The following is a 19,752-nucleotide window of genomic DNA, read 5'->3' on the forward strand; positions in this document are numbered from 1 at the left end:
CCGGGATCGCCAGGACCATGCAAAGGGCGTCGCCGCCCTTTGCTGGTGCGCTCTCAGCTCTCGCCGCGCTCGCGGGCGATCGCCCGATAGCCGATGTCCTTGCGGTAGAAACAGCCGTTCCAACGGATCTGCTCGGCCAGGCGGTAGGCCTGCTGCTGGGCCTCGGCCACGCTCGGGCCGATGGCCGTGGCGCACAGCACCCGGCCGCCGGCGGTGACGATCTGGCCGTCCTTGAGCGCGGTGCCGGCGTGGAACACCTTGCCGTCCAGCTTGGCGGCGGCGTCCAGGCCGTCGATGACCTCGCCCTTGGCGTAGTCGCCGGGATAGCCGCCGGCGGCCAGTACAACGCCGACGGTGGGGCGCGGGTCCCAGGTCGCCTCGACCTTGTCCAGGGCCCTGGCCAGGGCGGCCTCGATCAGCAGCACCAGGGACGATTCCAGGCGCACCATGATCGGCTGGGTCTCCGGGTCGCCGAAGCGGCAGTTGAACTCGATGACCTTGGGCGCACCGCTCTTGTCGATCATCAGGCCGGCATAGAGGAAGCCGGTGTAGACGTTGCCTTCGGCGGCCATGCCCTTGACGGTCGGCATGATCACCTCGTCCATCACCCGCTGGTGTACCTCGGCGGTCACCACCGGAGCCGGCGAGTAGGCGCCCATGCCGCCGGTGTTCGGGCCGCTGTCGCCGTCGCCGACGCGCTTGTGATCCTGGCTGGTGGCCATCGGCAGGACATTCTCGCCGTCGACCATCACGATGAAGGAAGCCTCTTCACCATCCAGAAACTCTTCAATGACCACCCGCGAGCCGGCCTCGCCGAAGGCATTGCCGGCGAGCATGTCGCGCACCGCGGCCTCGGCCTCGGCCAGGTCCATGGCGACGATCACGCCCTTGCCGGCGGCCAGGCCGTCGGCCTTGATGACGATCGGAGCGCCAACCTGCTGCAGGTAGGCCAGGGCAGGTTCCACTTCGGTGAAGTTCTGGTAGGCCGCGGTCGGAATCTGGTGGCGGGCGAGGAAGTCCTTGGTGAAGGCCTTGGAGCCCTCCAGCTGTGCGGCGCCGGCGCTGGGACCGAAGATGTCCAGGCCGCGGGAGCGGAACAGGTCGACCACGCCCCTCACCAGCGGCGCCTCGGGGCCGACGATGGTCAGCTGCACGTTCTGCTCGGCGAAGTCGGCCAGTTGCTCGAGGGCCAGCACGTCGATGGCGACGTTCTCACACTTGGCCTCGAGGGCGGTGCCGGCATTGCCCGGGGCGACGAAGACCTTGGCCACGCGTGGGTCCTGGGCGACTTTCCAGGCCAGGGCGTGTTCGCGACCGCCGCTGCCGATGATCAATACGTTCATGTTTCTCTCCTGGGGGAGGCGGGCCTGGGGCCCGTTCGGTGGATAGGCAAAGCGCTATCCACCCTGCGAATGTCGAGGTCGCGATCGGGCCGGTAGATGCAGGGCGCCCGGTCCTTCGCCCAGCACTGTTGCCTTCTGGCAATGAGCAGGGGTAAGGGCCGGGCAATGCCGCTGATGCCCGTCCGATCGCGGCCGATCTTAGTGCCTGAAGTGGCGCATGCCGGTGAACACCATGGCAATCCCCGCCTCGTCAGCGGCGGCGATCACCTCGGCGTCACGCATCGAACCGCCGGGCTGGATCACCGCGGTGATGCCGGCCTTGGCGGCGTTGTCGATGCCGTCGCGGAAGGGGAAGAACGCGTCCGAGGCCATCACCGCGCCGGGGACCGGCAGGCCGGCGTGCTCGGCCTTGATCGCGGCGATGCGCGCGGAGTTGACGCGGCTCATCTGGCCGGCGCCGACGCCTATGGTCTGGCGGTTCTTGGCGTAGACGATGGCGTTGGATTTGACGAACTTGGCCACCTTCCAGGCGAAGATCAGGTCATGGATCTCCTGCTCGCTGGGGGCGCGCTGGGTGACGATCTTCAGGTCTTCGGCCTTGATCATGCCGATATCGCGGCTCTGTACCAGCAGGCCACCGTTGACCCGCTTGAAGTCCCAGCCCGGGGCGCGCTCGGCCGGCCACTCGCCGCACTCGAGCAGGCGCACGTTGGCCTTGGCGGCAACCACTTCGCGGGCAGCCTGGGAGATTTTCGGGGCGATGATCACCTCGACGAACTGACGCTCGACGATGGCCTTGGCGGTTTCGCCGTCCAGCTCGCGGTTGAAGGCGATGATGCCGCCGAAGGCCGATTCGCTGTCGGTGGCATAGGCCAGGTCGTAGGCCTTGCGGATGCCGCCTTCGTCTTCGGGGACCACGGCGACGCCGCAGGGATTGGCGTGCTTGACGATCACGCAGGCCGGTTTGACGAAGCTCTTGACGCATTCCAGGGCGGCGTCGGTATCGGCGACGTTGTTGAACGACAGCTCCTTGCCCTGCAGCTGCACGGCGCTGGAGACGCTGGCCTCGCCCTTCTTCGCCTCGACGTAGAAGGCCGCGCTCTGGTGCGGGTTCTCGCCGTAGCGCATCTCCTGGGCCTTGATGAACTGGCTGTTGAAGGTGCGCGGGAAGGCGCCACGGGCCTCGGTGGACAGCGTCTCGCGGCTCTGGTCGATGGTGCCCAGGTAGTTGGCGATCATGCCGTCGTAGGCAGCGGTGTGCTCGAAGGCCTTGAGCGCCAGGTCGAAGCGCTGGGCGTAGCTCAGGCCGCCGGCCTTCAGGGCCTCGACGATGCCGGCGTAGTCGCCGGTGTTGACCACGATGGCGACGTCCTTGTGGTTCTTCGCCGCGCTGCGGACCATGGTCGGGCCGCCGATGTCGATGTTCTCGATGGCATCGGCCAGGTCGCAGTCCGGCTTGGCCACGGTGGCCTCGAAGGGGTAGAGGTTGACCGCGACCAGGTCGATCGGCTTGATCCCGTGCTGCGCCATGACCTCGCCGTCGAGGGCGCGGCGCCCGAGGATGCCGCCATGGATCTTCGGGTGCAGGGTCTTCACCCGGCCGTCCATCATCTCCGGGAAGCCGGTGTAGTCGGCCACTTCCACGGCGGCCACGCCGTTGTCCTTGAGCAGCTTGTAGGTGCCGCCGGTGGAGAGGATCTCGACGCCGAGGGCGGACAGTTCGCGGGCGAAGTCGAGGACGCCGGTCTTGTCGGAGACGCTGATCAGCGCGCGGCGGACGGGGAGGCGGGTGGTCTGGTCGGTCATTTCAGAGTCCATCAGAGCAGGGAAATCAGCAGGCGGGGCGGCTCGTGATCGGGCCGCCCCGCCTGGGGAAAAGGGGTTAGAGCAGGTCGTACTGCTTGAGTTTCTTGCGCAGGGTGCCGCGGTTCAGGCCGAGCAGTTCCGAGGCCTTGGTCTGGTTGCCCTTGACGTAGTTCATCACGGTCTCCAGCAGCGGGGCTTCCACCTCGGTGAGCACCAGGTTGTAGACGTCGGTGACGTCCGCACCTTCCAGGTGGGCGAAATAGTTATGCAGCGCTTTCTCGACACTGCCGCGTAGGGTCTGGCCCTCTTCGCTCGGCGTGGTCAGGTGCTGTTTCAAGCTGGTGCTGTCGCTCACGGGTGCAATTCCACTCACTAAATTCTCGGTCATCAACGTCATGCGGCCACCCCCTTTCCATCGTTTCGCCGCTCGCCGAAAAACAGGCGAATCTCGGCGCACTGCGCGTCCGTACTGTCCAGACGATTGAACTGGGCGCGAAACTCCCTGGCGCCCGGCAGGGTTGCGAGATACCAGCCGACATGCTTGCGGGCGATGCGCACGCCCATCACCTCGCCATAGAAGGCATGCAGTGCGGCCAGATGCTCAAGCAGAATACGTTCCAGTTCGAGCAGGCCCGGCGCCGGGAGTTTTTCCCCGGTGCGCAGGTAGTGCTCGATCTCGCGAAAGATCCACGGCCGCCCCTGGGCCGCCCGGCCAATCAGCAGGGCATCGGCGCCGGTGGCGGCGAGCACGGCCTTGGCCTTTTCCGGTGAATCGATATCGCCGTTGGCAAACACCGGCATCGACACCGCCTGCTTGATCGCGGCGATGGTGTCGTACTCGGCTTCGCCGGTGTAGAGATCGGCGCGGGTGCGCCCGTGCACGGCCAGGGCGGCGATTCCCGCCTGCTCGGCGATCTTCGCCACCTCCACGCCGTTCTTGTTCTGCCGGTCCCAGCCGGTGCGGATCTTCAGGGTGACCGGCACGTCCACAGCGGCGACCACCGCGTGGAGGATCTCGCGCACCAGGTCCTGATCCTTCAGCAGGGCAGAGCCGGCGGCCTTGTTGCAGACCTTCTTGGCCGGGCAGCCCATATTGATGTCGATGATCTGCGCACCCAGTTCGACGTTACGCCGCGCCGCCTCGGCGAGCATCTGCGGATCGCCACCGGCGATCTGCACCGAGCGCGGCTCCGGATCGCCGGCGTGGGGCAGGCGCAGGCTGGACTTGCGCGAACTCCACAGGCGCACATCGCTGGTGACCATTTCCGAGACGACCAAGCCCGCACCCAGGCGCCGGCAGAGCTGGCGGAAGGGCCGGTCGGTGACTCCGGCCATGGGCGCGAGAATCAGCGAGTTGGGCAGTCTGTAGGGGCCGATGCATAACGCCGACATAGGGCTTCCCTGCTCAAGAGACGTGCTGTTGAGACCAGTAGGAGGGTGCGAAAAGGCTGGGAATAATACCCGCTCTGGGTGACCGGATAAAGGCTGTTTTGAACAAATTCTGAACAGCTACGGCCTTATCGCCAAGGGTTAGGTTGCCGGCGGCGGCCCGGCATGGCGCCGCCTGTGGCTCATTCCGGCGAGTGGAAGCTGAGGCTGTAGTTCACCGCCTGGGTGCCCGGGTCGAGGATGTCCAGGGACACGTGGATGGGGGTCTGCGGCGGCATTTCCGCCTGGCCGGCGAGCTCGCCGCCGAGGTATTCGTTGGGTTTGAAGCGGCGGCTGGCGAGCAGTTGGCCGTTGATGTCGGCGAAGCGCATTTCCAGCAGCGGGAAGGGTTGGGCGAACGGCGCGCGGTTGTAGAGGATCGCGTCGACCACCAGGGCGCCGCTGAACTGCGGGTGGCTGCGCACCACCAGGTTGCTGCTCTTGATCTGCTCGATGTCGACCTTGGACGGCAGCAGGCAGCCGATGCTCGGGCACAGCTGCTCGAACCAGGGGCGGTACTCGTCCTGGCGCGCCAGTTCGTCGAAGTGATAGATCACGTACTGAGTGGCCAGGGCGCCGGCGGCGACCAGGTTGAGCAGGCCCCAGGCGAACCAGCGCGCCCAGGGCTTGCGCGGTGGCTGCCAGTCCAGTTGCAGCGGTTCGTCGTCCAGCTCGAACAGGTGTTCGTCGCGCAGTTCGGGCTCGTTGCGGCGGCTCTTTGCGGTCGGCTCGACCGCAGGTTCGTCCAGCTCCGGATCGATCTCCTCGCGTGCCGCGCTCAGGCGCAGTTCGTCCTCCAGCGGCAGTGATTCGACGGTGTCGGCATCGCTCAGGTTGAACCGCGGCTCGCTGCGTGGCGGCTGGACGGCGGGCTCGGTGCGGGCGATGGGCGATGCTGGCGGAGTCGCGGGTAGCGGCGCGGCCGGCGCGTCCTCGGCTGCGTCCGGGCTCAGGCTCAGCGGCCCCTTGGGCGCCTCCTCGCGCAGCAGGGCCTCGGCCCATTGCTCGTCGTCGGGCTCGCGGGCGCTGTCGCTCAGCGGGCGGAAGCCTTCGGTGTAGCGCGGCGGTTGCTCGAGGGCCATGAACTGCTGGGAGAGCTGCTGCTCCTGTTCTTCCAGCTTGGCCAGTTCCTCGTCGAGGTCGAGGCTGTCCAGGTCGAGGTCGTCGTGTATCCACAGGGTATCGTCGGAGGTTTTCCGCTCCGCCGGCGAAGGGGGTTGTTCGTCTGCTCGCGCGGGCGCTGGCGCCGGCTGCGCAGGAGCGGCGATGGGCGCCCTGCCGGGGGCGTCGCCGGCCAACTGATGGCCCTGCTCGCGCAGTTGTTGCGCGGCATTGAACACGTGCAGGCAGGCGCCGCAGCGGACCACGCCATGGGCGGCGCCCAGCTGTGCCTGGTTGACCCGGAAGCTGGTGTGGCAATGGGGGCACTGGGTGATGAAGCTTTCGCTCATGCGTGGGTCCGGCGGCCTGAGGGCAGGTGGAGCGGGGCGATCAGTCTAACGCAAGTGCCCGGCATAGCAGCAGGGCGGCCCATCAGCGGCGCACGCCGCTGATGCGCACCCAGCCTTCCTTGCTGGCGGTCGGCTCCAAGACGAAGGCATCGCTGTAGGCGGCGCGGACCTCATCGGCCTGTTCGGCGAGGATGCCCGACAGCGCCAGGCGGCCGCCCGGCTTGACCAGGCTGGTGATCTGCGGGGCCAGGGCGACCAGCGGTCCGGCGAGAATGTTGGCCACTACCACCTCGGCCGGCTGCGGCGGCAGGTCGGCGGGCAGATAGAGGGCGAAGCGCTCCGGGGCGATGCCATTGCGCCCGGCGTTGTCGCGCGAGGCTTCCAGGGCCTGGGGGTCGATGTCGGTACCCACGGCCTGGGGGGCGCCGAGCAGCAGGGCGGCGATCGCCAGGATGCCGGAGCCGCAGCCGAAGTCCAGCACGTTGCAATCGGTCAGTTCCTGGGCATCCAGCCACTCCAGGCACAGCGCGGTGGTCGGGTGGGTGCCGGTGCCGAAGGCCAGGCCGGGATCGAGCAGCAGGTTGACCGCATCCGGCTCCGGCGCGGCGTGCCAGCTCGGCACTATCCACAGGCGGCGGCCGAAGCGCATCGGCTGGAAGTTGTCCATCCAGCTGCGTTCCCAGTCCTGGTCCTCGATGCGCTCCAACTGGTGCTCGGGCAGTGCGCCGCCGGTCAGCAGTTGCAGGTGGGCGATCAGGCTGTCCGCGTCGGTGTCGGCCTCGAACAGCGCCAGCAGGTGGGTGTGCGACCACAGCGGGGTGGTGCCCAGGTCCGGCTCGAAGATCGGCTGGTCCTCGGCGTCCATGAAGGTCACGGATACGGCGCCCACTTCGAGCAGCGCGTCCTCGTAGGTTTCCGCCTGTTCCGGGGTGATGGCGAGACGGACTTGCAGCCAGGGCATGGGGGAAACCTCTTGCGATACGACGTAATGGAGCGAATTGGATGGTGCGACAGGTGGGCAAGCTTACTTGACGGGCGTTGCGCCTTCCACCGCGGCGGTTTCACCGTGGCCTGAAATGACAAGGGCCGCCCGTGGGCAGCCCTTGTGGTTCGACACGGCAAGCGTCAGTGCTTGTCCATACCCAGTTTCTTTTCCAGGTAATGGATGTTCACGCCGCCTTGGCAGAAGCCCTTGTCGATGACCAGATCGCGGTGCAGTGGCACGTTGGTCTTGATGCCGTCGACCACGATCTCTTCCAGGGCGTTGCGCATGCGCGCCAGCGCCTCGTCACGGCTGGCGCCGTAGGTGATCAGCTTGCCGATCAGCGAGTCGTAGTTCGGCGGCACGGTGTAGCCGCTGTACAGGTGCGAGTCGACCCGCACGCCAAAGCCGCCAGGGGCATGGAAGTGCTTGACCTTGCCCGGGCAGGGCATGAAGTTGTCGGGGTCTTCGGCATTGATCCGGCATTCCAGGGCATGGCCGCGGATCACCACGTCTTCCTGCTTGATCGACAGCTTGTTGCCCGCGGCGATGCTGAGCATCTCCTTGACGATGTCGACGCCGGTGACCATTTCGGTGACCGGGTGTTCGACCTGTACGCGGGTGTTCATCTCGATGAAGTAGAAGTTGCCGTCTTCGTAGAGAAACTCGAAGGTACCGGCGCCGCGATAGCCGATCTCGATGCAGGCGTTGACGCAGCGGTCGAGGACCTGGGCGCGCGCGCGCTCGTCGATGAACGGGGCCGGGGCTTCTTCCAGGACCTTCTGGTGGCGGCGCTGCAGCGAGCAGTCGCGGTCGCCCAGATGGATGGCGTTGCCCTGGCCGTCGGACAGCACCTGGACTTCCACGTGACGCGGATTGCCGAGGAACTTCTCCAGGTAGACCATCGGGTTGCCGAACACCGCACCGGCTTCGCTGCGGGTCAGCTTGGCCGACTTGATCAGGTCTTCTTCCTTGTGCACCACGCGCATGCCGCGACCACCACCGCCACCGGCGGCCTTGATGATCACCGGGTAGCCGACTTCACGGGCGATCGCCAGGGCGGTCTCCTCGTCTTCCGGCAGCGGGCCGTCGGAGCCGGGAACCACCGGTACGCCGGACTTGATCATGGCTTCCTTGGCCGAGACCTTGTCGCCCATCAGGCGGATGGTCTCGGCTTTCGGGCCGATGAAGGCGAAACCGGAGTTTTCCACCTGTTCGGCGAAATCGGCGTTTTCCGCGAGGAAGCCGTAGCCAGGGTGGATGGCGGTGGCGCCGGTTACTTCCGCGGCGCTGATGATCGCCGGGATGTTCAGGTAGGACTGGGCGCCGGCCGCCGGGCCGATGCAGACCGACTCGTCGGCCAGGGCCAGGTGCATCAATTCGCGGTCGGCGGTGGAGTGCACCGCCACGGTCTTGATGCCCAGTTCCTTACAGGCGCGCAGCACGCGCAGGGCAATCTCGCCGCGGTTGGCGATCAGGACTTTTTCCAACATCGCAGGCTCTCCCCGGTTCAAACGATGGTGAACAGGGGCTGATCGTATTCCACCGGCTGGCCGTTCTCGCCCAGGATGGATTCGATCACGCCGCTGGTCTCGGCCTCGATGTGGTTCATCATCTTCATCGCCTCGACGATGCAGAGGATGTCGCCCTTCTTCACGCTCGTACCCACTTCGACGAAGTTGCCCGAGGTTGGCGAGGAGGCGCGGTAGAAGGTGCCGACCATCGGCGAGCGGACCACGGTGCCATTCAGCTTGGGCGCGGCCGGAGCGGCGGCTTCGGCGGCTGCCGGCGCGGCCGGAGCGGCGGCTGGAGCGGCAGGCGCGGCGGCCTGGGCATAGACCGGCTGCTGCATGAAGGCCGGCTGCTTGCTGTGGCGGCTGATGCGCACGGACTCTTCGCCTTCGCGAATCTCCAGCTCGTCGATGCCGGACTCTTCCAGCAGTTCGATCAGTTTCTTGACTTTACGAATATCCATAGTTGCTCCACTCCCAGGTGAGGTCAGGGCCGTTCAAGTTGTTCGAGCGCGGCCTCCAGGGCCAAGCGGTAACCGCTGGCGCCAAGGCCGCAGATCACTCCCACCGCGACGTCGGAAAAGTAGGAGTGATGGCGGAAAGGTTCGCGTTTGTGCACGTTGGACAGGTGCACTTCGATGAATGGGATGCTCACCGCCAGCAATGCGTCACGTAATGCGACGCTGGTGTGGGTAAAAGCGGCGGGATTGATCAGGATAAAGTCGACACCTTCGCCTTTCGCGGCGTGAATGCGCTCGATCAGCTCGTACTCGGCGTTGCTCTGCAGGTACTGCAGGTGGTGGCCGGCCTCGCGGGCGCGGCGCTCCAGGTCGAGGTTGATCTGCTCCAGGGTGGTGGCGCCGTAGACCCCTGGCTCGCGGGTGCCCAGCAGGTTGAGGTTGGGGCCGTGCAGTACCAGCAAGGTGGCCATGAGCGGGTTCCTAAGGTGTCCAATGCTGCGCGCGACTATGCCGCAGAACGCGCAGGACTGTCCAGTTGCCAGCAGTAGCCGGCACGATGTCAGTAGTTTGCGGCAGATATGTGACTGAGAGGCTCAGAGGCGTTCGCGTGCCCGGCTCAGGCGCGTGGCGAAGGTCGGTGCATCCACCTCGCCGACCACGCGCAGGTCGCGCCATTCTTCGCCCTGGCTGTCGAACAGCAGGAGCGCCGGCGGGCCGAACAGCTGGTAGCGGTCGAGCAGGGCGCGTTGCGCCGGGGTGCTGTCGGTCATGTCGAAGCGCACCAGGCGAAAGCCGGCCAGTTGGCTGCCGACCCGCGGCTCGCTCAGCACCTCGCGCTCGATCACCTTGCAGCTGATGCACCAGTCGGCGTACCAGTCGAGCAGCAGCGGCTGGGCGCTGGTTCTCGCCGCGGCGAAGGCGGCCTCCAGGTCGGCGGGGCTGCTGACGGTCTGCCAGCCCTCGACGCCGACCTGACTGGCCGGCGCACCCGCCAGCGCCGCCGGGCGGCCGAGCGGGCGCAGCGGGTCGTCCTGGCCCTGCAGGGCACCGGTCCAGCTGGCCAGGGCATAGGCCAGCAGCGCCAGGCCGGCCAGCTGGGCGAGCTTCTGCCCGTGGGTTTTCGGGCCGAATTCCAGGGCGCCGAGGAACAGCGCGGCGCCGCCGGCGAGCAGGCCCCACAGCGCCAGCGAAAGCGGGCCGGGCAGCACCCGTTCGAGCAGCCACACGGAGACGGCCAGGAGCATGACGCCGAACAGGTTGCGCACGCCGGTCATCCAGGCGCCGCTCTTGGGCAGCAGCGCGCCGCCGCCGGCCCCGATCAGCACCAGGGGCGCGCCCATGCCCAGGCCCAGGGCGAACAGCTGCAGGCCGCCGCCGAGGGCGTCGCCGGTGCTGCTGATATACAGCAACAGGCCGGTCAGCGGTGCGGTAACGCAGGGCGAGACGATCAGGCTGGAGAGCACCCCGAGGGTGGCCGCGCCGGCGACGGTGCCGCCGCGGGTCTGCGCCGCCTGGCGATCGAGGCGCTCGCGGATGAAGGCCGGCAGGCGCAGCTCGAACAGGCCGAACATGGCCAGGGCGAACAGCGCGAAGAAGGTGGCGAAGGGCACCAGTACCCAGGGCGACTGCAGCATGGCCTGCAGGTTCAGGCTGGCGCCGAACACCCCCATCAGCGCGCCGAGCGCCGCATAACAGGCGGCCATCGGCAGCACGTAGGCCAGCGACAGGACCAGGCCGCGGCCGTTGCTCGGGCGTCCGCGCAGCACCACGCCGGAGAGGATCGGCAGCATCGGCAGCACGCAGGGGGTGAAGGTCAGGCCCAGGCCGGCGAGGAAGAACAGCGCCAAATCGCGCCAGTTCCAGCTGGAGTGCGTGCCGCCGGGGAGGGCGACGCCGGCAGCCAGGCCGCCATCGATTGCCAGCACCTCGGTTTCCGGCGGATAGCACAGGCCCTTGTCGGCGCAGCCCTGGTAGGTCACCTGCAGGTCGAACGGGGCTTGGCCGGGGCGGCTGCGGGGCAGCTCCACGTCGAGCACGCCGTAGTACACCTCGACGTCGCCGAAGTAGTCGTCGGTCTTGTGCTTGCCGGCCGGCAGGCGCGCCTCGCCCAGGCCGATATCGGCGGGTTCGCTGGCGAACTTGAAGCGGTGCTTGTAGAGGTAATAGCCCTCGGCGGCGACGAAGCGCAGCTTGATCGCATCGGCCGAGCTGTCGACCAGGCTCAACTTGAACGCCTCGCGCACCGGCAGGAAATCGGCACTGTTGTTCAGTGCCGCGCCCAGTGGCGCCGAGGCGGGGCGGTTGTCGAGCAGGCCGGCGCTGGTGGGCAGGGCGAACAGCAGTAGAAGCAGGCAGAACAGGCGGCGCATGGAAGTCTCGTCTTTGGCTGGTGCCTGCATCATAACCAAGCCGGCGCGGAGGGGGCAGGGTGCAGGCTGTAAGCGGTCGTGTCCAAGGCGCGGATGGTCGGCCGCGCCGCTGGCCGCCTACAGGCGGAACGCCTGCACCGCGGTGTGCAGCTGCTCACCCAGGCGCAGCAGCTGCTCGCCCTGCTGGCGCCCGGTGCCGATGCGCAGCAGGTTGTCGCCGCCGAGCTGGTGAATGCGCTCGCTGTGGCCGCGGATTCCGCTGACCGCGTCGCTCTGCTGGGCGGTGGCGGCGGCGATGCGCTCGGCCATGCTGGCGATGGTGCGGATTGCCGCGACTATATCGTCGAGAGCGCCTTCGGCGGCCTCGGCCTGACTGGCGGTGGTCTCCGCGTGCTCGACCTGGGCGCGCATGGCGTCCACCGACTGGTGTGCGGCCTGCTGCAGGCGCGCGATCAGCTCCTGAATCTCCTGGGTGGCGCTGCTGGTGCGCTGCGACAGCGAGCGCACCTCGTCGGCGACCACGGCGAAGCCGCGCCCGGCATGCCCGGCGCGCGCCGCTTCGATGGCGGCGTTGAGCGCCAGCAAGTTGGTCTGTTCGGCGACGCCGCGGATCACCGTCAGCACATTGCCGATGGTGGCGGTTTCCTCGGCCAGGCGCTCGATGGCCTGGGCGTTGCCCTGAACCTCGCCGACCAGGGCGTGCAGCCCGCTCAGGCTCTGGCCGATGACCTGCTGGCCCTGGCCCAGGGCGAGGTCGGCATCGCGGCTGGCGGCGGCCGCCTGGCTGGCGTCGCCGGCCACCTGCTGGATGGTGCGCTCCAGCTCGCCGAGGGCATCGCGGATCTGCGCGGTGTCGCCGGCCTGACGCTCGGCGCCGGCGTGCAGGCCGCCGCTGAGATCGGCCAGGGTGCGACTGGAGCCGGCCACCTGCTCGGCGTGCAGGCGGATGGTGCCGACCAGTTCGACCAGGTAGGCGCGCAGGCGTTTGAGCGAGGCCTCGATGTCGCACAACTCGGGGGTGCGGGTGTCCAGCTGGATGTCTCCGGCGAAGTCGCCCTCGGCCCAGGCCGACAGCGCCGGCACCAGTTGCTCGAGCAGGCGGGTCAGGCGGCGCTGGAGGCGGTCGATGGTCAGGGCGATGAGCAGGATCAGGCCGATCATCAGCCCCTGGATCAGGCGCACCTCCGCCTGGATGCGGCCGTGTTCGGCGCGCACCAGCGGCTCCAGGGCGCCCAGGGCCTGTTGCACGGCGTCGAGCCGCTGGCGGGTGAGCTGGAGCAGCTGGCCACGCTGTTCGATCAGCGCCTGGGTGCGGCGCAGTTCCGCCGGGTAGCGTGCCACCAGGCTGGCCAGCTCGCGCTTCAGGGCAATGCCGCGGTCCTGCGCCGGTTCGCTGGCGCCGTCGCTGCCCAGGCCGAGCAGGGCGGCGAAGCCATCGCCGGCCGATTCCCGCTCCTCTGCTACGCCGAGCAGAGGCAGGGCGTCGAGGGCTTCGGCCTGGCGTCGCAGCGCAGCCAGCTCGCGCTCGACGTCGGCGGTCAGCTCGCCGCGCCCGCTGCCGACCAGCTTGTTGCGGGCATGGGCCAGGCGTCCGAGGTGCTGGGCGGCATCGAACAGCGGGCGCCGGTAGCCGGCGGCAGGGGCGGCGTTGGCGCTGTCGGCGTACTGGGCGAGCTGCTCGAGGGTGCCAGCCATCTCCCGTTCGGCCTGCAGCAGCAGGCCCTGGGGGTCGCCGGCCAGCTTGCCGGCGGCGAGCAGCTCGCCGGCGGCGAAGTCGCGCAGCGCGGCGAGGCTCGGGCGCAGGTCCTCGGCCAGTTGCCCCGGCAGCGCGGCGACGGCCGGCTCCAGGCTGTCGATGGCCTGCAGCGCGGCGCTGTGGCGCAGGGCGTCGCCACTGTCGAGGTAATCGAGGGTGTTGCGGGCGACCTGCTGCTGGAACTGTTGCGACAGGCTCAGGTAGCGTGCCATCAACTGGTAGGGGCGCTCCAGGGCGTGCTGCGACCACCAGAGCGTGGCGCCGAGGGCGATGCACACGGCAACCAGCAGCAGGGTATTGAGGTTGGTGAGGGACTTCAGGCGCATAGAACTCGACCGGCGATAAGACGGTGGAGGCCACCCCGTCCTGGGGTGACCGCTGAGTCTATGAACGTATTGCGTTTTGATGACACCGGTGTGACAGCGTGGGCGGCTTCACACTTTGCCGGCGCGGCGTCAGTCGCTGAACAGCTCCACCCGGTTGCGGCCGCCGTGCTTGGCGCGGTACAGCGCCTCGTCGGCCTGCTGGGACAGGCGCTTGCTGTCCTGCTCGCCATTCAGCTCGGCGATGCCGGCGCTGAAGGTGCAGGACAGGTCCTGGGGTTGCGCCGGGTAGCGGATTTCGGCGAAGCGTTGGCGGATCTCGTCGAGCACCCGGCGCGCGGCCTGGGCGTCGGTGCCCGGCATGACCACGGCGAACTCCTCGCCGCCGTAGCGGCCGATGTGGTCGCTCTTGCGCAGGCGCTGCTTGAGGAACAGCGCCAGGCTCTTGATCACCCGGTCACCCATGGGGTGGCCGTAGGTGTCGTTGACCTTCTTGAAGAAGTCGATGTCGAGCATGGCGAAGCTCAGCGGCTGGTCGTCGCGCTGGGCGCGGTAGCGTGCATCTTCGAGCAGCTGCAGGGTGTGGGTGTGGTTGTACAGGCCGGTCAGGCTGTCGCGCACCATGCGCGCCTTGAGGTTGCGCGCGCGGGCGGCGCGATTGCGCACGGTGGCGATCAGGTGGCGCGGCTTGATCGGCTTGGTGAGGAAGTCGTCGCCGCCCTCGCTCATGGCGTCGAGCTGCTTGTCCAGGTCGTCCTCGGCGGACAGGTAGATGATCGGCACGCTGACATAGCGGTCGTTGTGGCGGATCACCTTGGCCAGCTCGGTACCGGTGCAGTTCGGCATGTACATGTCGAGGATGATCAGGTCGGGCTGGAATTCGGCCAGCTCGGCCATCGCCTGGATCGGCTCGGTCAGGGTGCGGGTGACGATGCCGGCGCCGTTGAGCACCCGTTCGGTGTGGGTGGCCTGGGCCCGTGAATCGTCGATGATCAGCACCCGGTAGGGGTCGTACTGGGCCACATGGGTGAGCACCTCGATGCGCTCGAGCAGGGTGGAGGCGTCCAGGGTGCCGGTGAAGAACTCCTGGCCGCCGGCGCGCACCGCCGCCAGGCGGGTCGGGGTGTCGGTGTCGTGGTGGCTGTAGAACAGCAGCGGGATCTTCTGTTCCAGGCCCTGCTGCACCGACTCGGCCAGTTGCAAACCGCAGCCGGGGCCGGAGAAATCCACCTCCATGAGGATGGCCGCAGGATGGCGCTCGAGCATCGCCGCGCGGAAGGCGTTGGCGCTGTCCAGCGGTTGCGCGGTCATGCCGAAGAACTCCAGCTGCTGTGCCAGGCGTTCGGCGCGCTCCAGATGTTGCAGGGCCAGGTACACCGGCTTGCGCAGCGGTGGCAGGGCGGTCTGCTCGAAGCTGTCGCCGTGGCGCAGGCCGGTGCGTGACAGGCGCTGCATCAGCTGGTTGAGCTCACTGATCACGGCGCTGCTGAGGCGACCGCGGTTGTCGGCCACGGCCTGCAGGCAGTGGCCGATGCCTTCGGCCAGCTGCAGGTGTTCGGCCTGCTCGAAGCGCTCGGCGTAGCGTTGCAGCAGCAGCGCCGCCTCGCGCAGCTCGTGCATGCTGGCGTCATTCCAGTCGAGGCGCTGCAGGCGCTGCCAGACCTCCAGCACCTGGCGGGCCTGGTTGATCACGCGCTGGGCGAAGTGCTGCTTGAGTCGATCGCGGCTGGGGTCGGTGTGCTCGGTCATGTCCCTGACTCTTCTGGTGGCGCTGAGGCCCGGCTGACTGGTGGCTGCATGCTATCACCGTCGGCTCGGCGCACCAGTGCCGCCGATCTCATTTCGCCGGCCTTCCGTCCCGCCGATTTGGCGCGCATCCACAGACGCATGGCGATCGAGTTTGCCGGTCGGCGCTGCGCAGGGGCCTATGCTTCCCTTATAGTGCAAGACCGCCGCGCAACCTCCTCCGGGGATTGTGGTCGGACAACCGAATGCCGTAGATGAAGGACTTTGCCATGCTGGACTGGAAGAAGGGCGCAGCAGGTGTGCGCGACAGCCTCGAAGACTCGGGCGACAACGCACGCAAGAAATCTGGGGGCGGCTGGATCGGCCGCGGGGTCGGCAGCCTGGTCGGCCTCTACCTGCTGGCGGCGCTGGTAGTCGGCTGGTACTGGAGCCAGGAGCCCGAGCTGTTCCCGGTGCAGGCCCAGGCCCAGGCCGCGGCGCAGAAGGCCCAGCGGCAGATGGTCAATGGCTACACCACGGTGGAGACCCTCAAGCAGGTCGCCAGCACCCTGCTGGACAAGCCCGGTGGCTACCTGGCCAACGACATGGCACCGCCGGGGCTGTGGCTGGACAACATGCCGAGCTGGGAGTACGGCGTGCTGGTGCAGGTGCGCGACCTGTCGCGGGCGCTACGCAAGGACTTCGCCCGCTCGCAGTCGCAGTCCACTGAAGACGTCGACCTGGCCAAGGCCGAGCCGCGCTTCAACTTCGACAACAAGAGTTGGGCGCTGCCGGCCTCCGAGTCCGAGTACCGCGAAGGGATCAGGCTGCTCGACCGCTACCTGGCCCGCCTGGCCGATCCGAGCAAGCCCGGCGCGCAGTTCTTCACCCGTGCCGACAACCTCAACAACTGGCTGGGCGACACCGCGACCCGCCTCGGCTCGCTGTCGCAGCGCCTGTCCGCCAGCGTCGGCCAGGTGCGCCTGAACACCGACCTGCCGGACCCGGCCCTGGCCGAGGAAGGCACCGGCGGCATCGCCGAGGGCATCTACGAGACGCCGTGGATGCAGATCGACAACGTGTTCTACGAGGCCCGTGGCCAGGCCTGGGCGCTGTCTCATCTGCTACGCGCCATCGAGGTGGACTTCGCCGACGTGCTGGCGAAGAAGAACGCCACCATCAGCCTGCGGCAGATCATTCGCGAGCTGGAGGCCGCCCAGGAAACCCTGTGGAGCCCGATGATCCTCAATGGCAGCGGTTACGGCCTGCTGGCCAACCACTCGCTGGTGATGGCCAACTACATTTCGCGGGCCAATGCGGCGATCATCGACCTGCGTACCCTGCTGAGCCAGGGCTAGTGGCGGTGTCGGAAGTCGAGGCGGCCCATCGCGCCGCCTCCGATGCCGAGCTGGTGGCCTGGGTCGACGCAGACGACCGCCCGCTCGGCAGCCTGCCGCGTGCCGAGTTGAGTCGGCGCGGCCTGATCGGCCGCGGTACCTTCATCCTGCTGTTCAACTCCGCCGGTCAGCTGTGCGTGCACCGGCGCACCCTGAGCAAGGCGCTGTACCCCGGCTACTGGGACGTGGCCGCCGGCGGCATGGTGCTGGCCGGCGAAAGCTACGCCGAATCGGCGACCCGCGAGCTGGCCGAGGAACTGGGCATCGCCGGGGTCGAATTGTGCGAGCACGAACGCTTCTTCTTCGACCAGGCCGGCAATCGCCTGTGGTGCGCGGTGTATTCGGCGCAGTCCGATGCGCCGCTGGTGCTGCAGCCGGAGGAGGTCCTGGAAGCGCACTTCATCGCCCCGCAGCAGGCGCTGGCCGAAGCCGCCGAAAAGCCCTACTGCCCGGACTCGCTGGAGGCGCTGCGGCGCTACTTGGCGGGCTGAGACCGTCGATCGACGGCGACTGTGCAACATAGCGCGGCAATGCCGTGCGCTATGTTGGACGGGGTCGCCAATCTGTCGGCTAATGGCGCAAATTTGTACTTAGCAACGGCGGGCTTTGCCTTTACACTGCGCGCCCTCTAAGCCCGAGCCGTCCAGCTCGGCTGCGCTGCCCCTGCCAGAGTGGGGCTTCGCGGCTGATAGCCATCAGCCAGTCGCTATCCTGACCCCTACGAGGACAAGCCGGTGGTCAAGAAAGCCTCGTCATTGTCCGCCCTCGGCGGCCTGGTGTATTCCACCGACAGCGGCCGGCATTGCCCGGACTGCAGCCAGCCGGTGGACGCCTGCATCTGCCACAAGACCCAGATTCCCGCCGGTGACGGCATCGCCCGTGTGCGCCGCGAGACCAAGGGCCGTGGCGGCAAGACGGTGACCACCGTCAGCGGCGTGCCCCTGGCCGAAGAGCCGCTCAAGGAACTGGCCAGCGCGCTGAAGAAGCGCTGCGGTTGCGGCGGCGCGCTGAAAGACGGGGTGATCGAGATCCAGGGCGATCACGTCCAGCTGCTCCTCGACGAACTGCTCAAACGCGGCTTCAAGGCGAAGAAGTCCGGCGGCTAGCCGGGCTCTTTTCCCAAGTCTTCTAAACTTTCTCGGCAAGTCGCGGGTCGACTGCCGGGCTTTGTTCATTTGCTCACTCTAATCTGCTGTTGCCCGGGCTGACCCCCTGGCCTCCATCTCTAGCAAGGGAGAACTCGATGTCTGCACGACGCACACGCAAAGATGACGGTAGCCAGTGGACGGTCGCGGACAGCCGCAGCGTCTACGGCATTCGGCATTGGGGCGCGGGGTATTTCGCGATCAATGAAAGCGGCCGCGTCGAGGTGCGCCCCAACGGCCCTGGCAGCACGCCGATCGACCTGTTCGCCCAGGTCGAGGAGCTGCGCGAGAGCGGCCTGAGCCTGCCGTTGCTGGTGCGTTTTCCGGACATCCTGCAGGACCGCGTGCGCGGCCTGACCGGCGCCTTCGACGCCAACATCGCGCGCCTCGGCTACGAGAACCAGTACACCGCGCTGTACCCGATCAAGGTCAACCAGCAGGAGGCGGTGGTGGAGAACATCATCGCCACGCAGAACGTCTCCATCGGCCTAGAAGCCGGCTCCAAGCCGGAGCTGCTGGCGGTGCTGGCGCTGGCGCCGAAGGGCGGCACCATCGTCTGCAACGGCTACAAGGACCGCGAGTTCATCCGCCTGGCGCTGATCGGCCAGAAGCTCGGCCACAGCGTGTTCATCGTCATCGAGAAGGAATCCGAGGTGCAGCTGGTGATCGAGGAGGCGGCCGAGCTCAAGGTCGCCCCGCAGATCGGCCTGCGCGTGCGCCTGTCGTCGCTGGCCTCGAGCAAGTGGGCCGACACCGGCGGCGAGAAGTCCAAGTTCGGCCTGTCGGCGGCGCAGCTGCTGTCGGTGGTCGAGCGTTTCCGCGCGGCGGGGCTCGACCAGGGCATCCGCCTGCTGCACTTCCACATGGGCTCGCAGATCGCCAACCTGGCCGACTACCAGCACGGCTTCCGCGAGGCCATCCGTTACTACGGCGAGCTGCGTGGCCTCGGCCTGCCGGTCGACCACGTCGACGTCGGCGGCGGCCTGGGGGTCGACTACGACGGTACCCACTCGCGCAACGCCAGCTCGATCAACTACGACATGGACGATTACGCCGGCGTGGTGGTGGGCATGCTCAAGGAGTTCTGCGACGCCCAGGAGCTGCCGCACCCGCGCATCTTCTCGGAGAGCGGCCGCTCGCTGACCGCGCACCACGCGATGCTGATCGTGCAGGTCACCGATGTGGAGAAGCACAACGACGAGGTGCCGGTGATCGAGGACGTCGCCAGCCTGCCGGAGACGGTGCAGCACCTGGTCGAGCTGCTCGGCCCCACCGACATCGAGATGGTCACCGAGACCTACTGGCGCGCCACCCACTACATCAGCGACGTGGCCGCGCAGTACGCCGAGGGCAAGGTCAGCCTGCGCGAAAAGGCCCTGGCCGAGCAGTGCTACTTCGCCGTGTGCCGGCGCCTGTACGACTCGCTGAAGGCGCGCCAGCGCTCGCACCGCCAGGTGCTCGACGAGCTCAACGACAAGCTGGCCGACAAGTACATCTGCAACTTTTCGGTGTTCCAGAGCCTGCCGGACACCTGGGCGATCGATCAGGTGCTGCCGATCCTGCCGCTCAACCGCCTGGACGAGGAGCCGCTGCGCCGCGCCGTGCTGCAGGACCTGACCTGCGACTCGGACGGCAAGATCAAGCAGTACGTCGACGAGCAGAGCATCGAGACCAGCCTGCCGGTGCATGCCCTGCGCGAGGGCGAGGACTACCTGCTGGGGATCTTCCTGGTCGGCGCCTACCAGGAGATCCTCGGCGACATGCACAACCTGTTCGGTGACACCGACTCGGTGAACATCTACCAGAACCAGGACGGCAGTGTGTACCACGCCGGTATCGAGACCCACGACACCATCGAGGACATGCTGCGCTACGTGCACCTGTCGCCGGAGGAGCTGATGACCCACTACCGCGACAAGGTGGCCAGCGCCAAGATCAGCGCCCGCGAGCGTACCCAGTTCCTCGACGCCCTGCGCCTGGGCCTGACCCGCTCCTCCTACCTGGCGTCCTGACGCTTCGCCGCCCAATGAAAACGCCCGGCTCGTGCCGGGCGTT

Annotated in this window: 15 protein-coding genes and 1 pseudogene; 4 read left to right on the forward strand and 12 right to left on the reverse strand. The window is 67.7% G+C overall.

Annotated features, from left to right (window positions below; translation table 11 throughout):
- Positions 1 to 53: 53 nt before the first annotated feature.
- From purD to LPB260_RS23085, 12 genes and pseudogenes are all read right to left on the reverse strand, one after another.
- Positions 54 to 1,343: a phosphoribosylamine--glycine ligase gene (purD, locus tag LPB260_RS23030; protein ID WP_208708179.1), complete on the reverse strand. Its 1,290-nt coding sequence runs from the start codon at positions 1,341 to 1,343 to the stop codon at positions 54 to 56.
- A gap of 198 nt (positions 1,344 to 1,541) precedes the next feature.
- Positions 1,542 to 3,149, reverse strand: a complete 1,608-nt coding sequence (gene purH / locus LPB260_RS23035) for a bifunctional phosphoribosylaminoimidazolecarboxamide formyltransferase/IMP cyclohydrolase (RefSeq protein ID WP_208708180.1) — start codon at positions 3,147 to 3,149, stop codon at positions 1,542 to 1,544.
- 76 nt (positions 3,150 to 3,225) lie between these two features.
- Positions 3,226 to 3,546: a DNA-binding transcriptional regulator Fis gene (gene fis, locus LPB260_RS23040; protein WP_208708181.1), complete on the reverse strand. Its 321-nt coding sequence runs from the start codon at positions 3,544 to 3,546 to the stop codon at positions 3,226 to 3,228.
- The gene (gene dusB, locus LPB260_RS23045; RefSeq protein ID WP_208708182.1) at positions 3,543 to 4,541 is read right to left on the reverse strand and encodes a tRNA dihydrouridine synthase DusB; all 999 of its coding nucleotides are present in this window, start codon (positions 4,539 to 4,541) and stop codon (positions 3,543 to 3,545) included. The genes fis and dusB overlap by 4 nt, the downstream gene beginning before the upstream one ends.
- A gap of 179 nt (positions 4,542 to 4,720) precedes the next feature.
- A complete protein-coding gene (locus LPB260_RS23050) occupies positions 4,721 to 6,028 on the reverse strand; it encodes a DUF3426 domain-containing protein (protein ID WP_208708183.1) in 1,308 nt (435 codons plus the stop codon).
- 82 nt (positions 6,029 to 6,110) lie between these two features.
- On the reverse strand, positions 6,111 to 6,989 hold the full coding sequence (gene prmA / locus LPB260_RS23055) for a 50S ribosomal protein L11 methyltransferase (protein ID WP_208708184.1): 879 nt from the start codon (positions 6,987 to 6,989) through the stop codon (positions 6,111 to 6,113).
- Between the two features lie 164 nt (positions 6,990 to 7,153).
- Positions 7,154 to 8,503, reverse strand: coding sequence for an acetyl-CoA carboxylase biotin carboxylase subunit (accC, locus tag LPB260_RS23060; protein WP_208708185.1), 1,350 nt, complete (start codon positions 8,501 to 8,503; stop codon positions 7,154 to 7,156).
- Between the two features lie 17 nt (positions 8,504 to 8,520).
- Entirely contained in the window at positions 8,521 to 8,985 is a 465-nt protein-coding gene (gene accB / locus LPB260_RS23065) for an acetyl-CoA carboxylase biotin carboxyl carrier protein (RefSeq protein WP_208708186.1), read from the reverse strand.
- A 23-nt stretch (positions 8,986 to 9,008) separates the two neighbouring features.
- On the reverse strand, positions 9,009 to 9,452 hold the full coding sequence (gene aroQ / locus LPB260_RS23070) for a type II 3-dehydroquinate dehydratase (RefSeq protein ID WP_208708187.1): 444 nt from the start codon (positions 9,450 to 9,452) through the stop codon (positions 9,009 to 9,011).
- Positions 9,453 to 9,575: 123 nt separating this feature from the next.
- Positions 9,576 to 11,351 (reverse strand): protein-disulfide reductase DsbD, encoded by a 1,776-nt coding sequence (locus LPB260_RS23075; protein WP_208708188.1) that lies wholly within the window; start codon positions 11,349 to 11,351, stop codon positions 9,576 to 9,578.
- 117 nt (positions 11,352 to 11,468) lie between these two features.
- Positions 11,469 to 11,978: pseudogene (locus tag LPB260_RS29475) on the reverse strand (methyl-accepting chemotaxis protein); the annotation flags it as partial.
- 1,584 nt (positions 11,979 to 13,562) lie between these two features.
- A complete protein-coding gene (locus LPB260_RS23085) occupies positions 13,563 to 15,179 on the reverse strand; it encodes a PleD family two-component system response regulator (protein WP_208708190.1) in 1,617 nt (538 codons plus the stop codon).
- Positions 15,180 to 15,445: 266 nt separating this feature from the next.
- Here LPB260_RS23085 and LPB260_RS23090 point away from each other — a divergent pair, with 266 nt between their 5' ends.
- The 4 genes from LPB260_RS23090 to speA all read left to right on the forward strand — a co-directional run bounded on the left by LPB260_RS23090 (position 15,446) and on the right by speA (position 19,709).
- Complete coding sequence (locus LPB260_RS23090; protein WP_208708191.1) at positions 15,446 to 16,513, forward strand: DUF2333 family protein; 1,068 nt, start codon at positions 15,446 to 15,448, stop codon at positions 16,511 to 16,513.
- Positions 16,513 to 17,043 carry an NUDIX hydrolase gene (locus tag LPB260_RS23095; protein ID WP_208708192.1) on the forward strand — a complete coding sequence of 177 codons (531 nt, stop codon included), beginning with the start codon at positions 16,513 to 16,515 and terminating at the stop codon, positions 17,041 to 17,043. Before LPB260_RS23090 ends, LPB260_RS23095 begins: the two co-directional genes overlap by 1 nt.
- Before the next feature lie 243 nt (positions 17,044 to 17,286).
- On the forward strand, positions 17,287 to 17,658 hold the full coding sequence (locus LPB260_RS23100) for a translation initiation factor Sui1 (protein ID WP_208708193.1): 372 nt from the start codon (positions 17,287 to 17,289) through the stop codon (positions 17,656 to 17,658).
- Between the two features lie 137 nt (positions 17,659 to 17,795).
- Entirely contained in the window at positions 17,796 to 19,709 is a 1,914-nt protein-coding gene (speA, locus tag LPB260_RS23105) for an arginine decarboxylase (RefSeq protein ID WP_208708194.1), read from the forward strand.
- Positions 19,710 to 19,752 lie beyond the last annotated feature (43 nt).

The sequence above is a fragment of the Pseudomonas sp. LPB0260 genome (assembly GCF_013388395.1).

Coding starts and splice junctions, on each gene's coding strand:
- purD (WP_208708179.1), bottom strand. CDS start 1,343: ATGAACGTATTGATCATCGGCAGCGGCGGTCGCGAACACGCCCTGGCC.
- purH (WP_208708180.1), bottom strand. CDS start 3,149: ATGACCGACCAGACCACCCGCCTCCCCGTCCGCCGCGCGCTGATCAGC.
- fis (WP_208708181.1), bottom strand. CDS start 3,546: ATGACGTTGATGACCGAGAATTTAGTGAGTGGAATTGCACCCGTGAGC.
- dusB (WP_208708182.1), bottom strand. CDS start 4,541: ATGTCGGCGTTATGCATCGGCCCCTACAGACTGCCCAACTCGCTGATT.
- LPB260_RS23050 (WP_208708183.1), bottom strand. CDS start 6,028: ATGAGCGAAAGCTTCATCACCCAGTGCCCCCATTGCCACACCAGCTTC.
- prmA (WP_208708184.1), bottom strand. CDS start 6,989: ATGCCCTGGCTGCAAGTCCGTCTCGCCATCACCCCGGAACAGGCGGAA.
- accC (WP_208708185.1), bottom strand. CDS start 8,503: ATGTTGGAAAAAGTCCTGATCGCCAACCGCGGCGAGATTGCCCTGCGC.
- accB (WP_208708186.1), bottom strand. CDS start 8,985: ATGGATATTCGTAAAGTCAAGAAACTGATCGAACTGCTGGAAGAGTCC.
- aroQ (WP_208708187.1), bottom strand. CDS start 9,452: ATGGCCACCTTGCTGGTACTGCACGGCCCCAACCTCAACCTGCTGGGC.
- LPB260_RS23075 (WP_208708188.1), bottom strand. CDS start 11,351: ATGCGCCGCCTGTTCTGCCTGCTTCTACTGCTGTTCGCCCTGCCCACC.
- LPB260_RS23085 (WP_208708190.1), bottom strand. CDS start 15,179: ATGACCGAGCACACCGACCCCAGCCGCGATCGACTCAAGCAGCACTTC.
- LPB260_RS23090 (WP_208708191.1), top strand. CDS start 15,446: ATGCTGGACTGGAAGAAGGGCGCAGCAGGTGTGCGCGACAGCCTCGAA.
- speA (WP_208708194.1), top strand. CDS start 17,796: ATGTCTGCACGACGCACACGCAAAGATGACGGTAGCCAGTGGACGGTC.